General features: G+C 35.9%; 14 protein-coding genes. 4 read left to right on the top strand and 10 right to left on the bottom strand.

Annotation, left to right across the window (positions count from 1 at the left end; all coding sequences use genetic code 11):
- Positions 1-39: 39 nt before the first annotated feature.
- The gene (locus tag M2373_RS14455) at positions 40-534 is read left to right on the top strand and encodes a YgdI/YgdR family lipoprotein (protein ID WP_259111754.1); all 495 of its coding nucleotides are present in this window, start codon (positions 40-42) and stop codon (positions 532-534) included.
- A gap of 58 nt (positions 535-592) precedes the next feature.
- Here the strand turns inward: M2373_RS14455 and M2373_RS14450 are convergent, their stop codons facing one another.
- The 4 genes from M2373_RS14450 to M2373_RS14435 are packed head-to-tail and all read right to left on the bottom strand — an operon-like array spanning position 593 to position 3,883.
- Positions 593-1,150: a hypothetical protein gene (locus M2373_RS14450; protein WP_259111753.1), complete on the bottom strand. Its 558-nt coding sequence runs from the start codon at positions 1,148-1,150 to the stop codon at positions 593-595.
- 10 nt (positions 1,151-1,160) lie between these two features.
- Positions 1,161-2,174, bottom strand: coding sequence for a UDP-N-acetylmuramate dehydrogenase (gene murB / locus M2373_RS14445; RefSeq protein WP_259111752.1), 1,014 nt, complete (start codon positions 2,172-2,174; stop codon positions 1,161-1,163).
- A gap of 4 nt (positions 2,175-2,178) precedes the next feature.
- A complete protein-coding gene (locus tag M2373_RS14440; protein ID WP_259111751.1) occupies positions 2,179-2,661 on the bottom strand; it encodes a hypothetical protein in 483 nt (160 codons plus the stop codon).
- Between the two features lie 16 nt (positions 2,662-2,677).
- Entirely contained in the window at positions 2,678-3,883 is a 1,206-nt protein-coding gene (locus M2373_RS14435) for a pyridoxal phosphate-dependent aminotransferase (protein WP_259111750.1), read from the bottom strand.
- 279 nt (positions 3,884-4,162) lie between these two features.
- On the opposite strand from M2373_RS14435, the gene M2373_RS14430 reads away from it, so the two are divergent.
- Together M2373_RS14430 and M2373_RS14425 are read left to right on the top strand one after the other, a co-directional pair.
- A complete protein-coding gene (locus M2373_RS14430; protein ID WP_259111749.1) occupies positions 4,163-5,893 on the top strand; it encodes a T9SS type A sorting domain-containing protein in 1,731 nt (576 codons plus the stop codon).
- Between the two features lie 121 nt (positions 5,894-6,014).
- Positions 6,015-6,482 (top strand): DUF1801 domain-containing protein, encoded by a 468-nt coding sequence (locus M2373_RS14425; RefSeq protein ID WP_259111748.1) that lies wholly within the window; start codon positions 6,015-6,017, stop codon positions 6,480-6,482.
- A gap of 30 nt (positions 6,483-6,512) precedes the next feature.
- Here M2373_RS14425 and M2373_RS14420 read toward each other — a convergent pair whose 3' ends face one another.
- The 6 genes from M2373_RS14420 to M2373_RS14395 form a co-directional block, all read right to left on the bottom strand.
- Positions 6,513-7,763 (bottom strand): TolC family protein, encoded by a 1,251-nt coding sequence (locus M2373_RS14420; protein WP_259111747.1) that lies wholly within the window; start codon positions 7,761-7,763, stop codon positions 6,513-6,515.
- A complete protein-coding gene (locus M2373_RS14415; RefSeq protein ID WP_259111746.1) occupies positions 7,753-10,845 on the bottom strand; it encodes an efflux RND transporter permease subunit in 3,093 nt (1,030 codons plus the stop codon). Before M2373_RS14415 ends, M2373_RS14420 begins: the two co-directional genes overlap by 11 nt.
- A 41-nt stretch (positions 10,846-10,886) precedes the next feature.
- Entirely contained in the window at positions 10,887-11,984 is a 1,098-nt protein-coding gene (locus M2373_RS14410) for an efflux RND transporter periplasmic adaptor subunit (RefSeq protein ID WP_259111745.1), read from the bottom strand.
- A 4-nt stretch (positions 11,985-11,988) separates the two neighbouring features.
- On the bottom strand, positions 11,989-12,468 hold the full coding sequence (locus tag M2373_RS14405; RefSeq protein ID WP_259111744.1) for an MgtC/SapB family protein: 480 nt from the start codon (positions 12,466-12,468) through the stop codon (positions 11,989-11,991).
- A gap of 391 nt (positions 12,469-12,859) precedes the next feature.
- A complete protein-coding gene (locus M2373_RS14400) occupies positions 12,860-14,212 on the bottom strand; it encodes a HAMP domain-containing sensor histidine kinase (protein WP_259111743.1) in 1,353 nt (450 codons plus the stop codon).
- A 14-nt stretch (positions 14,213-14,226) separates the two neighbouring features.
- On the bottom strand, positions 14,227-14,925 hold the full coding sequence (locus M2373_RS14395; protein WP_259111742.1) for a response regulator transcription factor: 699 nt from the start codon (positions 14,923-14,925) through the stop codon (positions 14,227-14,229).
- An 83-nt stretch (positions 14,926-15,008) separates the two neighbouring features.
- On the opposite strand from M2373_RS14395, the gene M2373_RS14390 reads away from it, so the two are divergent.
- Positions 15,009-15,680, top strand: coding sequence for a YiiX/YebB-like N1pC/P60 family cysteine hydrolase (locus M2373_RS14390; protein ID WP_259111741.1), 672 nt, complete (start codon positions 15,009-15,011; stop codon positions 15,678-15,680).
- Positions 15,681-15,746: the final 66 nt, after the last annotated feature.

The following is a 15,746-nucleotide window of genomic DNA, read 5'->3' as shown; positions in this document are numbered from 1 at the left end:
GAATAAATTAATTTAGCGAAATAAATTAAACCTAATACTATGAAAAAGTTATTATTTTCGGCTATAGCAGCGTTATTAATTGTTTCGTGCTCGGTTTCCAATGATTCTATTGAAGATACTCACACGGAAAAACGTTCATTACAGACAGAAGGAAGAACCGTACAGACAAAAGATGGTAAAATGATCACAGCTGATACCTTTGCAATTGATGAAAAAACTGGATTTGTAAAAGCTTCGGGAAAACATGTTAAGATAAATCTGAATTCGGCGCAATCTTCAGGAAAACATCATGGGTGTAGATTCATTGTTGATGTAGATAATTATATTGATTGGGCGGGACCGGGTACGGCTTCGAGTTTTTGTGGAATTAGTATTGAAGTGGGGATGGGAGATATCACCATTTATTATGCGGGAGGTTCGGTAACGGGAACTGGGACGATAGAGCTGGATGGTTTAGATGCCTGTACTATTCAAGGTTTCGAAGATTTAGTGGAAGCAGATCCTACCAATGCATTGCATATTATATGTGAATAAGCAATAATACAGTAAAAGACAGCTATTTTAGCTGTCTTTTTATTTTTTAACTCTGTATTTATTTTCTTAAATACTTTTTGAAAATGGTAGAGTAGTTGTCATTAAAATTAATTAATTCAATGTTTTTAAAAGAAATTTTATGAGGTTTTTTGTTGAATTTTCCTGTTGGATCATAATTTTTAATGGTAACTGATTTTTCTCCAACTTCCAAAATTTCCCCAATTGAAAACAAATCTTTGTCTTTTTTCTTACTCTCAACAATACAGTGGAAATCCTGTTTTTTAATAGACTTGAAAAGAGATTCGTAGTTTTTTAAAGATGTATTGTCAATAATTTTATGATTGAACTTGATCAGTCCCTCTTCTGAATAAATTACCTTTGAAATTTTATCTGAAATACCATTACGAATACTGGTAACTTTGGCATAAGGAACAATTTTGATTCCTGCCAGGGAAAAGTCATTTGTTTCTTCGATCATTAAAAAATCATCAGAGGCTTTGGTAATAAATCCAAATATTGAGGATTCATTTTCAAGATTGATCTTCACGAAATTAATCTTAGAAATATGTTTCTGAATGAGTTTTCCGAATTCTTTTTCGGTTAAATCTTTTGCCATCTTATTCATTTTATATAATGTTTACTTCTCTTTCCAGTTCAATCCCGAATTTCTCTTTTACAGAGTTGATAATTTCTGTTGAAAAATCAAAAATTTCCTTTCCTGTAGCTTCTCCGGTTGCATTGATGATTACCAGTGACTGTAGTTTGTGCGAAGCAACATTGCCGATCTGTTTTCCTTTCCAGCCGCATTGTTCAATGAGCCAGCCGGCAGGAACTTTCACAAAATCTCCATTCGGATAACCCTGAATATTTTCGAATTTTCTCTGCAATTCCTGAAATTGAGTCAAAGGAATGGTAGGGTTTTTAAAAAAGCTTCCCGCGTTTCCGATTTGCTTCGGATCGGGTAGTTTGCTTTGTCTGATATTAATAACCGCTCTTGAAACGTCCTGAATGGTGGGTTTTTCAATATTCAGATTTTCCAGTTCGGTTTTTATAGCACCGTATTCCGTTTTGATTCTGTGATTTTTCATCGTTAATCTGAATGAAACTTCGAGAATCACATATTTTCCTTTTCCTTCCTGCTTAAAAATAGAATCTCTGTAGCCGAATTGACATTGCTTAAGGTTGAATAGTGCGATTTCCAGAGTTTTCAGATTTAAAACTCGGCATGATACAAATATATCTTTAATTTCGGTTCCGTAGGCGCCGATATTCTGCATTGGTGATGTTCCTACATTTCCGGGGATTAAAGAAAGGTTTTCTAATCCACCAAAATTTTTATCTAAACAATGCATCACAAATTCATGCCAGTTTTCTCCGGCTTTTGCGGTGATCAGAATTTCGTTTTCATTCAGGACTTCTTCTGAAATTCCTTTTAAATTAAGCTGAATAACCAAGCCGTCAAAATCTTTTGTCAGCAATACATTGCTTCCGCCACCTAAGAATAAAAGAGGAAGAGTGTTGGTTTTTGAAAAACTAAGAACATCTTTTAATTCATCAGTAGTGCTGACTTCAGCGAAATATTTTGCTTTTGCATCAACACCGAATGTATTGTATGGTTTTAGAGAAAAATTTTCTTGCATTGGTTTATTTATATTCGGTTGGAAGAATATTTTGAATTTGGTCTTTTAATTTTTGAAGCTGTTTATAATAAATGGTGTCAGCATATGCATTTACATAAACATGATATTTTTTAACAGTCTTGATCTGGAAAGTTTCATCAAATCCGTCGACAGATTGTTTGCTTGGTGAACTTTTTATTTTGTCTAGAGTTTTTACATCAATGGTTGATGTAAGTTGATTCCAAACTTGAGAATTTATAGAAGACTTCCATTCTTTATGGGTTTTATTGTTGGTAATTCCCGTTTCTAATTGAATAGAATCTTTTGTGATTTTAATAATTTTGTAGTTTCCGAGCTCACCTCCAATGTCTGAGTAACGTATAAAAATAATATCGTTTGGATTTTTTGAGCCAGTGTTTTCGGGTTTCTTGTCATCACAAGAAAAAAATATCAGCAATAAAAGCATCGGAGAGAAAATTTTCAAACCAAGATTTTTTATTGCTGACATTTTGTATCGTTTTAAATTAAAGGCTGAATTCTAATTTGTATTTTTCAAGGGCATCTTTTAAAATAGCTGCACTTCTTTTTAAATCTTCTTCTTTTAGAACGTAAGCGATTCTTACCTGTTTTTTTCCTAACTCAGGGTTGCTGTAAAAGCCTCCTGCAGGGGCTACCATGATCGTTTCGTTATTGAAAGAATATTTTTCAAGCAGCCATTGGGCAAATTTTTCAGTGTCATCTACCGGAAGTTCGGCAACGCAATAGAAAGCTCCTTTGGGTTTAGGACAAATAACTCCGGGAATTGCATTAAGCAAATCAACCAGAATATTTCTTCTGTGTGTATATTCTTCTCTTACTGCTCTTATGTAAGCACCGTCATTTTGGTGAGCTGCTGTAGCTGCAATCTGTCCCAGTAAAACCGGACTTAGTCTTGCCTGTGCAAAAAGCATTGCCGCATCGTGTATTTTTTTAGAGCGGGTGATTAAACATCCGATTCTTACACCACACATTGAGTAACGTTTTGATTCTGAATCAATAATGATGCAATTTTCGCTTAATTCAGGAAATGCAAGCATTGAAATCTGCTGTTTTCCATCGTAAACATATTCTCTGTATACTTCGTCAGAAATAATAACGATATCATATTTTAAAGCGATTTCGGCTAATTTTTGAAGCTCTTCACGAGTGTAAAGATATCCGGTAGGATTCCCAGGATTACAAATAACGATAGCTCTTGTCTTCTCTGTGATTTTTTTCTCAAATTCCTCGATCGGAGGAAGAGCAAATCCTGTATCAATTGTTGAAGGAACAGCGACAACATTTACATTGAATGCATTGGTAAAACCATTATAGTTCGCATAATAAGGTTCCGGAATGATCACTTCGTCACCATCATCACATAATGTAGAAATCGCAAAGTTTAAAGCTTCTGACCCTCCATTGGTTACAATAAAGTTGTCAGGCGTTAAATCTGTGAAATCCAAACTGTGATAATACTCGGTAAGTGCCTGTCTGTATTCGATATTTCCTTCAGAAAGAGCATACTCCAATACTTTTAAATCTATGTTTTTTAAAGCATTTAAAGCCGTTTCCGGAGTTTCAATATCCGGTTGCCCTATATTAAGATGATATACTTTAATTCCCTTTTGTTTTGCTTTTAACGCAAAAGGAACTAGTTTTCTTACCGGCGATGCTGGCATATGCTGTGCTCTGTTTGAAATATTCGGCATTGTTCAAAAATTTGTATGACAAAAATAAGATTTAATTTCTCAATATTAAAATACTGCTCATTTTTACTGTTTTGTGTTGGTTTTTTATATTCTTACTTATACTTTGTTTTTGTTGATGTTTTTTATGTTTTATTTGTTTATTATTTTTGTTTATATATTTTAATTGATTTAAATGGTTGTTTGATTTTTTAATTAATGTAAATTTTATTTGAAAAATGTTTATCTAAATGGTTTTTATATTATTTTTTTTATAAATTTAGGGCATTAATAATAAGTAATATGAAAATAAAACTACTTTGTGGAGCCTTGAATATTGCGGCTCTTTTTTCTGCCTCTCTGATGATGGCTCAAAATTTTCAGACAATGCCTGTACAATCGGGATATACAGCGGATGTTATAGCTAATGGTGTAGGGTCTTCTTCTTTATCTACCAGTTCGGATGTGGATGGCGTTTCATTTGCTTTTGTAGCAAGAGATTACCAGTTGACGTCTTCCAGCACTCCGCTTACTTACGGAATACCAGCTGACGGAATTATCAATACTGTAGTAGCCTCTACTCCGGGATTAAGTTTTCAACTGGGAAATTTAAGTGCAAATAACTCTCTGAAACTGGTTGCTACTTCTGATAATGGATTATTGACTTTTGCTTCTCCAAAAGCAGCTTTTAAACTATATATGCTATCAACAAGCGGAAGTGGTACTTCTACTGTTGAAGTAAAGGTTAATTTTACAGATAATACAAGCCAGACCTTTTCTGGGGTGGCTCTTTCTGACTGGTATGGAGGAACAAATTTTGCCATTCAGGGGATTGGAAGAATCAACAGAACGAATGATGTTTTAGAACCAAATACGACAAACCCAAGATTATATCAGACATTATTGACGTTGGATGCCGGCAATCAGACAAAACCGATCCAAAGTGTAATGGTAACAAAAACAGGAGGAACAGGGGTTTCGAATATTTTTGCTTTTTCTGCTGATGCCTATTCAGACTGTGTAGCCCCTACTTTACAGCCTGTAGGTACTTTAACTTCTACTTCGGCTCAGGTTTCGTGGACGCCTAATTCAGCGTCAGCTGTAAGCTATGATATTTATTACAGCACTACCAATACGGCTCCTACAGCAGGTACACCACCTACAATTCAGGGAGTAGTGGGAACGACAAGATTAATCGATAACTTAAATCCGAATACGACTTATTATTACTGGGTAAGATCAAATTGCAGCTCCGCGACGAGCCAAAGCGCATGGTCGTTCTCAGGAAACTTTAAAACAGCTTGTGGAGCGGTAACTTCACTGTTTGAGAATTTTGATTCGTATGCAACAGGATCTATTGTTCCGGATTGCTGGATCAGATTAGCAGGAACAGGTTCACAAACTATTACGTCTACAACTCCTGCTTCGGGGACAAGAAATATTTATCAATTTACGACTGCAACTCAGACTCCGACTTATACTGTACTTCCTGTTTTCAGTAATATCAATTCAGGAAACAATCAGCTAAGACTTAAAGCAAGAGTAAGCAGTGGAGCCCCGGGAACTTTAACGGTAGGATACGTAACGAATACGGCTGATGCAAGTACTTTTGTAGCAATACAGGCTTTAACAATTAATAATACAAGTTACACGGCGGCAGGCTCTGAATATACTGTTGCTGTTCCGAATACCGTTCCTGCAGATGCAAGATTGGCTATCAGAGGAGGTAACGACAGCAAGTCTTATTACTGGGATGATGTATATTGGGAAACAGCTCAGCTATCTACTTCTGAAGTTGATGCCAATAAGAAAAAACTAGCGATTCATCCTAATCCTTTTAAAGATGTATTGTATGTTTCTGAAATTGAAAAAGTAACAGCTGTTACCATCAGTGATGTTTCAGGACGAATAGTGAGAACGATTGATCGTCCTACAAAAGAAATCGATTTAAGATTCTTGAATTCAGGACTGTATTTAGTGACATTGAAATTTAAAGACGGATCTCAGTTCACAACGAAGGCTATTAAGAATTAATTTTTAGATTTATATAACCAAAGGCAGCTGTACCCTATGTATAGCTGCCTTTTTTGTAAAAAACTATTTGTTTGATGTATGGAAAAGTTTAAATTAGTAATCTGATAAAAACATATAAAAAATGCAAATTCCTGCTATTTCTGTAGAAGACTATATTTCAAAAATTCCTGAAGAGAGACAGGCGGTTTTCAAAAAAATGTTTGATATTATCAATGAAAATCTGCCGCAAGGTTTTCAGCAAGGGATCAGCTATGGAATGATCGGCTGGGATGTTCCGTTGGAGACTTATCCTGAAGGATATCATTGCACGCCCGGATCTCCGTTACCATTTATGGGACTGGCTTCTCAAAAGAATTTTATTGCCCTGTATCATATGGGAATGTATGCCAAGCCTGAATTGCTGAACTGGTTTGTAGAAGAATTCCCCAAGCATTCAAAAAGAAAACTGGACATGGGGAAATCATGTGTCCGTTTCAAAAAAATGGAGGATATCCCTTTCGGATTATTAGCTGAAATGGCTGAAAAAATGACTGTTGAAGAGTGGATTTCGATCTACGAAACACAATTTAAAAGTAAACTGAAAAAATAAGCTCTAAAAATATTCAGAGCTTATTTTTTATTAAAAATCGATATCCCAGATTCCCGATTTTCGTTCCAGTTCAATCAGTGAAACAGCATTTTCTGCGAGGATTTCAAAATAATTTTTTCTCAGTTCATTGTACGTTCTTTGGGCATTTAAAACTTCTAATATTGAGCTTTCTCCACGTTGATAACTGTAACTGATTCCATCCAGAATACTTTTAGCATCGTTCAGTATTCCGTTATCAAATTGCTGAATCTGCTTTTGAGTGGATTTGTATTGGTGATAAGCCTGAGTCACCTCTATTCGGATGATATTTTCTATCTGTTTATACTCTGTTTCGGCTTGTGTATGCTTCATCTGAGCTATTTTTAAATCTGCATTTCTACGGTTAGAAAACTTCAGAGGAATACTTACTCCAAGGTTTACAGCATTGGAAACCGGAGACGGAGCAATTTCGTTATTGGCAACTGTATTATGTTGCGCACCTAAACTTAGGCCTAAATCAATGACGCGGTTTGCTTTTTCCAGATTAATAAGACTTTTAGCTAAATTTATATTCTGCTTTGATGATAATAAATCCGCTCTTTGAGCCAGTGCTTCGGTGATAAGCTCATCCAGACTGAAATTTCGGTTAAAAGCATTAAAATTTCCAGTAAGCAATTCTTCGGTAACATCACCTCCTGTAAAATCAGATAATGCGGTGACACTCTGTTTTTGAATGCTTTGCTGTTGATAAACTTCATTTAACAGAGAAGAAGCTTCCAATTTACTTTGTTGAGAAGTTACTTTTGAAATGTCTCCCAGTTGATACCGTATACTGTCGGATTTAGCAAGCTGAAGCATATTTTCATAAGAATCTTTCTGAACATCCAGTAAAACTTTGGATTTTAAAGCTTCAATATAACCAATGGTGGCATTGGCAAAAAGATTTCTCAGATAGTCCTGAAATTGCAGTTTGGTCAGCTCTGATTCGTTTTTCGCATAATTTATTCTGGCCTTTCTTTTTTGTCCAAGTTCCAGTGTCCAGCTTATTCCTGCTCCGATGGTATAACCCAAATCTGCAGCGACGCCGTTGTTTGACGTTTCTATATCGATTTGGGGATCGGGCAGTATACTTGCCGTTAATATAGAGGCTTCAGCGATGTTGATATTATATTTTTGAGCCGCAATATTCAGGTTTTTCTCTTTGACATTCTTTAAGTATTCACTGAAGGTTGATTCTGTAGTTTGAGCTTTTATACCAATGCCCAATATGCAGAACGTGATATATATGGTTTTAAATTTCATTTTGTCGAGTTTTATTTTGGAATCGGAATTCCGTTAAATAATAAATGGCGGGAAGAACAAACAGGGTTAAAAGTGTTGAAAACATTAATCCATAGACAATAACAGTGGCTAAAGGTCTTTGCACATCGGAACCAATTCCTGTAGTTAAAGAAGCGGGAAGGAGCCCTATAACCGCAACCGAAGCCGTCATTAGAACCGGTCTGAAGCGGTCTTTTGCTCCTTTTATAACGGATAATTTGAGATTGTAATCTTTTTCTCGAAGTGTATTGATGTGCGAAACCATAATAACTCCATTTTGAATGGCCACCCCGAACAATGCGATGAAGCCTACAGCTGAAGAAACATTTAATGACATTCCTCTGATGTTTAAAGCAAGCATTCCTCCAAATAAAGCTAATGGAATGATGGTCATCAATACCAATGCCTGTCTGAAACTTTTGAAAGCCCCATACAACAATAAAAACATTAAGGATAAAACCACAGGAACAATCACCGCCAGTCTGGAATACGCTCTGTTTTTGTTTTCAAACTGGCCACCCCATTTGATTTGATTTTTTTCATGATTGTAATGTACATTTTGCTCAATTTTTTTCTGGGCTTCATCTAAAAATGAGGTTAAATCTCTTCCGCGTAAATTTAATTTTACGGTAAGATGCCTTTTATTCATTTCTCTGGTAATAGTGCTTTCTCCAGTGTTCAAATTAATATCAGCAACCTGTGAAAGTGGAATTTTAGCTCCTGACGCTGAGGTAAGCATCAGATTACTGATTTTTTCCGGACTGTTTCTGCTTGTTTCGGTATATCTGCACGAGATATCATAGACTTTATTCCCTATGAAAACCTGCGAAATGGCTTTTCCGCCAAGGGCAACTTCAATTAAATCTGTAACATCCGATATGTTTAAACCGTATTGGGCAATTTTGTCTCTGTCAGCGACGATCTGCAATTGAGGAAGCGGTGGTTCCTGATCAATCGCCAGATCTGCTGAGCCCGGAACTTTTTCTAAAGTTGAAAGGATCTGCTCTGCAATATTTCTGGTTTCTTTAAAATCGTCACCGTATACTTTTACTACCAATTCACTATGTGCTCCGGAAATTTTATCCATCACACCATCTATCATCGGTTGTGAAAATCCTACCGTAAAACCGGGCATTTTTTTATAATCTTCCGAAAGTTCTTTAATTAAATCTGCTTTTGTCTTTCCGGATTTCCATTCTTTGTAAGGTTTCATTCCTATCGAAACTTCAAAGTGAGAGGCGGTCCATGGATCGGTTCCATCATCATTTCGTCCGGTTTGAACCATGATGTAGGTAACTTCCGAATGTTTCATGGTCTTTGCTCTTAATGAATCGCTCATTTCTTTAGCTTTGTCTAATGAAATTCCCGGTGGAAGCTGAACCTGCAGCCAAATTGAACCTTCATCCAGCTCGGGTAAGAAATCCTTCCCGACCGTAAGGGATAAAACTCCTGCCCCAATGAGTACGGCGGCAATCGGAATTAATATTTTTCTGGGTGCTGACAAGATGAATTCTATTTTTTTCTCATAGATGTTGCTTAATTTTTCAAGCCAGCGGTTATGATATATTTTTCTTGGTTTTCTGTAAATAATGTATGCCAATCCCGGAATAACCAGTAATGCTACGGCTAAAGCCCCGAGCAATGCGTAACCCACTGTAAATGCCATAGGGGTAAATAATTTTTTTTCAACTCTTTCGAAGGCAAACAGAGGAAGATAAGCTGTGGTAATAATGATGCCGGAAAAAAAGATAGGTTTTGCCACTTCAATAACCGTCTGTGTGATTGTCTTTTCTTTTAAATCTGCTGTTGGAGATTCTTCTCTTTTCTTTAAAATAGTTTCCAGCATCACAATGGAACCGTCTACAATAATTCCAAAATCAATAGCTCCCAAGGATAGAAGATTAGCAGGAATATTCGTAAAATACATTAATATAAATGCAATGAGAATAGAAAACGGAATGGTAATCGCCACCAGCAATGCTCCTCTCCAACTTCCGAGGAAAACAATCAGAACGATGATGACCAGAACAATTCCTTCTGTTAAGGTATGGGAAACCGTTGTGAGGGTAGTTTTTACCAAATCAGTTCTGTCAAGATAAGGGTGTATTTTTACACCTGCAGGCAGAAGACTGGAATTAAGCTCATTCACTGCTTCATGTACTCCGTCTAAAACTTTTGAGGGATTTTGTCCTTTTAATAAAAGAACAATTCCGCCTACGCTTTCATTATAATTTCGTGTTCTGTCTGTAAAACCAAGAATGCCTTTTCGCTCGAGATTTCCGTATTTTAAATTTCCAATGTCATCTAGATAAACAGGAACTCCTTTTTCTGTTTTAATAACTGTTTTTCCTAAATCTTCAAGATTTTTAATTAAACCGATTCCACGGACAACATACGCCAGATCACCCCTTGGAAGCATACTTCCGCCGGCGCTTATATTATTTTTGTTAATTGTTTCTGTAACCTCTGATAGTGATACGTTGTATTGTTCAAGCTTACTGGGATCAAGTTCGATTTGAAATTGAGTGGTAATTCCCCCGAAGTTTGTCACATCAGCAATTCCTGAAACTTCTTTTATTTTCGGAATAATGACAAAATTCTGAAGATCGGTAAGTTCTCTCAAACTGTAATTATTACTTTCAATAATATAACGGTAGATTTCGCCTGTAGGAGAGGTGAGGGGATCTAATCCGGGTTGGGCATCGTAGGGAAGAGATATTTCTGTCAGTCTTTCCTGAATTCTTTGTCGTGCCCAGTAATCATCAGTTCCATCTTCAAAAACGATGGTGATCATGGAAAGTCCAAACGTACTTTTGCTTCGCATGATGTGCATTCCGGGTAAGCCATTGATAGCTCTTTCCAGCGGAATCGTGATTTGCTGTTCAATTTCCTCTGCCGCCAATCCCGGAACCTGAGTGACAACCTGTGATGTTGTGTCGGCGATGTCAGGATAGGCTTCAACGGAAAGTTTTGTCCATGAATAATATCCGAAAAAACCGAGCAATATGAAGAGGGCTAAGATTAGCCACTTCTTTTGTATAGAGAGTGTTAATAACTTTTTCATTTTTTCTAAAAGTATGTGAGGAGTGATAAATTCCTTATTAATTATTTCAAAGAGTCCAGTAAATAAATGCCTCCAACGGTCATCATAATATCTCCGGACTGTAAGCCTGAAATTATTTTTACCTCTGTGTCGGAGAATTCTTTAGTGATAACATTTTGTTTTTTAAACTGGTTTTTGCCTGTTTTTATCCATATATACTGTTGATTTCCGTTCTGCATCAATGCTTTGGTAGGAATGATGATTGCTTCTTCGGAATCCGTAGAGTAGGTGATGGAACTGAACATTCCCGGTTTTAATTTTCTGTCCGGATTATCACATTCTATTAAGACTTTAATACTTTTAGTACTTTCATCCACCCAATCATTGATGTGATATACTTTCCCGATAATTTGCTGATCTGGATAAGTGTTGACTTTTACAGATACTTCGTCACCGATTTTTATAAAACGGATGTCTTTTTCCTTCACTTCGCCTGAAATCCAGACTTTAGAAAGCTCAGTGATAATCATTACGGGTTCTGCATCCTCTCGAAGATATTGTCCGTTGACGATTTTGCTCGACATTACAGTTCCGTTTATGGGTGAGCTAATAACGAGAGTTCTTTTATTTTTACTGTTGTAAACTCTTAAAGCTGAAGAAATAGTTGATAATGAATTTTTTGTATTTCTAAATTCTGTTTCGGTTTCCTCAAGTTCTTTTTGCACGCCTACGCCATGTTTCACGAGGTCTTGTTGACGTTTATATTTTTTTTCTGCCAATTGAGATTCATTTAAGGCTTGGGAATACTCTTTCTGAACGGATAAATAATCTGACGAAAGCATTTCGAAAAGTGGACTTCCCGCAGATACTCTCTGGCCTAATTTCACAAAAGATTTAATAATTCTTCCGGAAAACGGACTTGCGATCTCGGCATAATTACCTGGGATAGCTTCTATTGTACCCACTGAAGTTATAGTGTTATAATATTCTTTTTTTTCTACCTTTTTTAACTGAATTTGTTTTAAAATAGGACTGTTTTGGGGGATAGTAATGATGTTTTCTTTTATGATGAGGTTGTTTTCTTCTGTTTTTTCAAACTTCTTTTCTTTGCATGAAGTCATTGTTAAAGCAATGATAATGCTTAAGTGTATTCTTTTCATAACCTTAATTGAATTGAGTATTTTTACTGATTTCTGTAGGGGGATTTATTTTGTTTTTTTCAATCAGCTTCTTTTTACGGACTGATTTTTGGGAAGAAAAATCCGGTCTGAGAAATAAATTGGTTGATACAATGAATGCTACGGTAATAAACGCTTCCACAGGAAAGCCGGAGGCACACAAAGAGCCTACTGCTGCCGAACACCATAGAGTTGCTGCGGTATTCAGACCGCGGACGGTGAGTCCGTCTTTCATGATAACACCGCCGCCAAGAAAGCCAATGCCGCTTACTATATAAGAAGCAACTCTTCCGGTGGCATCACCGCCAATTTTAATAGAAAGTAAAATAAATGCTGCTGAACCTAGGCATACCAAAGTATTTGTTCGCAGCCCTGCGCTTTTTTGATGCCATTGTCTTTCGAAACCGATACTCGCTCCCAAAATAAGAGCCGTAAGCAGGCGAATAGCAAATTCTAATGTATTCATAACTTTTTCTTTTTTTGCGTGCCTTTTTAGGCATACAGAAAAAGTATGCTTAGAAAAGCTTAATGTTTATACTGACTGTAAGGATCAGGATCCATAGGTTTTATTATTTGCTGCAAAAATAGAAATAGCATCTCCGGGAAACGGTTAGAGCTGTTTTAGAATCCTATTAGAATCCCATTAGAATTGAAAAATGATGCGAAAATGGGGCTGAGAAATAAAATTATTCACCGAGTTTTGTCGTAATGAACTAATAAAAGATCTATATAAATAGTTTTATCATAGAAATTAGGCTGATACCGTCACTTCATATATTAGGTATTAGATTTTCCGGTCTGAATTTATCAGTTTTAGCCGTCGGAGACTGATAAATATTTAAACAGACTCTTAATATTTACCAGATTATTCTGAAAACTGTAAAATTTTCTTTTGACAATACTGAAATCTGAGCGTAATGTAAATTGATGATTTTCTCAGTTAAGTATAAACCTATTCCATACCCTTTTGCAGTAAGGGAGTTTTCAGATCTGTAGAAAGGTTTGAAAATATTCTGATAATCTTTTTCTGAAATATTTGAACCTTGATTGATGAATTCAATAGATAAACGCTCAGAAATAAGAGTGACATCAACAGTGCATGTATGATCTGTAGAATATTTACAGGCGTTATCCATAAGATTGGTAAAAGCAACAAGCAAAAGATAAGGATTACCCTTATGGAGGAGATGCTGTTCCTCAATAGAAGTGTTGATGTTGAGCTGTATTTTATAATGAGGGTTTTCTTTAATAATTTTAGTGTAAGAATCCAGCAAAATTTCATCAATTCGGACTTCCTCAAAGTTTATTTCTGACGGATCATAACTTGCCTTAGCCAGATTCATCAGGCTTGCAGAAAGTTTACTCATATTCTGAACATCCTGCAGAGTATTTTGAATAATTTTTTGATATTGTTCTGAATTATGTTCCTTTTGAAGAGTCAGTTCCAGTTCGGCAGTCATAGCCGCCAATGGAGTATTAAGCTCATGAGAAATGTTGGAAACGAAATTTTTTTGTGAAGAAAAAGAATGGTCAAGTCGTTCTAGCATTTGGTTAAAGCTTTTTGAAAGCTCATAAAATTCATCTTTCTCTGTCTGATAGTTTAATCGTAACTGAAGTTTTCCAGCTGAGATGTTTTTAATCTGGTTGACCATTTCCACGACAGGATGGAGTGCTTTTTTAGAAAGAAAAAGGCCTGCAAGATAAACGAGGATTAAAATAATGATGAAAATAATAATGCTGATGGTCAGTAGATTAAGAATTGAATGATAACCATATTGGTCATATGCTGCTGCAGTGACTGCATATTGTTTTCCGTTGTGAGTGTAGACAATTCCTGTTGCCTGAAGTTTATTGATGAAGAAGTTAATTTGTTTTTCCTTGAAAATGGAAGAAAGCATTCTCGGATCTTCTTTTACATAATCTACTTTGGAATCATCATGATAAACAAGCTTAAAATCAGAATTATAGATAGCAACCTGTACTTCAGTCAGTGTTTGGATATTGGTTTTGTAAAGTCTGTGCATTTCCTTTTCCGTCAGAGCTCCCTCGAAGAAAAGATTGGCTTTTGCAGTGGCTTCACTTTTTAATTCAGAATAAAACGAAACTTCTCTGGCTTCTTTTGAAAAATAATAGATAGCAACCCCGTAAATACTTACCAGAACGGCGGTTACGATGGTGAAAAGTAAAGTGAGTTTTGTTCTGGTTTTCATTGCCTTGTATTTTACTATAAGTGATCCTCGTAGCCTTTTTTAAGAATAAAACCCATGCCTAATTTTGTATGAATAAGCTTGGTTTCAAAATCTTTATCTATTTTTTTCCGGATATAATTAATGTATACATCGATGAAATTGGTGCCGGTATCAAAGCGTGTTTCCCAAACATTTTCTGCTATTTCAGCTCTGGAAAGTACTCTTTCGGGATTTTCCAGTAAGAATTGCATTAAGTTGAATTCTTTTGGAGTAAGTTTTATAATTATTCCGTCCCGGTGAATCGTTTTAAGCTTAAGATCCATTTCTAGTCCGTCATATTTTAAAATACTTGAGGTAAGACGGTTTTCCGGTAAAAATCTTTTAAGCAAAACTTTTACTCTGGCGATCAATTCACGCATTTCAAAGGGTTTGGTAAGATAATCGTCTGCTCCGGAATCAAATCCTGTTAGTTTATCATCTGTTGTTCCCAATGCCGTCAGCATAATAACGGGAATATTAGGTTTTAGGGCTTTAATTTCTTTACAGAATTCCAATCCGTTTTTTATAGGAACAATGATATCGGTGATGATGAGGTCGAAATATTCTGTAGAGGCGAGCTCGTATGCTTTTTCGCCATCGTAAGCAAAACTGATATCCATATCCTGCTCAAGCAAACCTGTGGCGATAAGCCGCGAAAGTCTTTTATCATCTTCAACTAATAAGATATGAGGCATAAAATCAGCGTGTTTTTGAAATTTAAAATAGCGGTTGCTGTAGCTTCACAAAAGTAATGAATTCTATTTTGTAATTTTAGACCATGAAAATTAATAATAAAAAGGGTTTCTTTTTTAAGACAAATAAAATTCTGACCGTATTTTTCTTAGTTACAGTTTTACTGCTGAGTTCTTGTGCTTCAAATCAAAATAGAGGTTTGAAAAATGGCGATTTACTCTTTGTTACTGCAAAAGAAACGGGGCTTTCGGGTGCGATTAATAATGTTACCCAAAAACAGAAAGACGCCTCTTTTGACCATATCGGAATTGTTGAAAAAAGTAAAAATGGCTTTTTTGTTCTTCATGCTGCCCCAAAAGGAGGCTCCCAAAGACAATTGTTAAAAGATTTTTTACAGGATCAGGCTGATGACGGACAGATAGTAGTGGTTTATCGTTTAAAGCCTGAATATCAGAAAACGGTTTCTTCTGCTATAGAAAAAGCCAATTCGATGTTGGGAAAGCCCTATAATTTCAATTATATTTTAGATGAGAACTCTTATTACTGCTCAGATTTTATTGAAAGAGCTTTCAGAAAAGATCATATTTTCAAATTGGAACCTATGACTTTTATCGATCCTAAAACAGGAAAAACTAATGTTTTTTGGGAGCAGTTTTATCAAAAGAAAGGTCTAAAGGTTCCTGAAGGTGAGCCTGGCTGCAATCCCAACGGTCTTGCAGCTTCTGATAAACTGGAAAGAATTGAGGAATTGAAGTAGGCTTGAATAATTATATCAGGAGATAAGCGGGCATTAGTCCGCTTTTTTGTTCCTGTAAAGTGAGGT

The organism is Chryseobacterium sp. JUb7, from assembly GCF_024806495.1.
Lineage (GTDB): Bacteria > Bacteroidota > Bacteroidia > Flavobacteriales > Weeksellaceae > Chryseobacterium.
The sequence above is the reverse complement of the archived record's forward strand: the minus strand, read 5'-3'. Positions and strand labels throughout refer to the sequence as shown.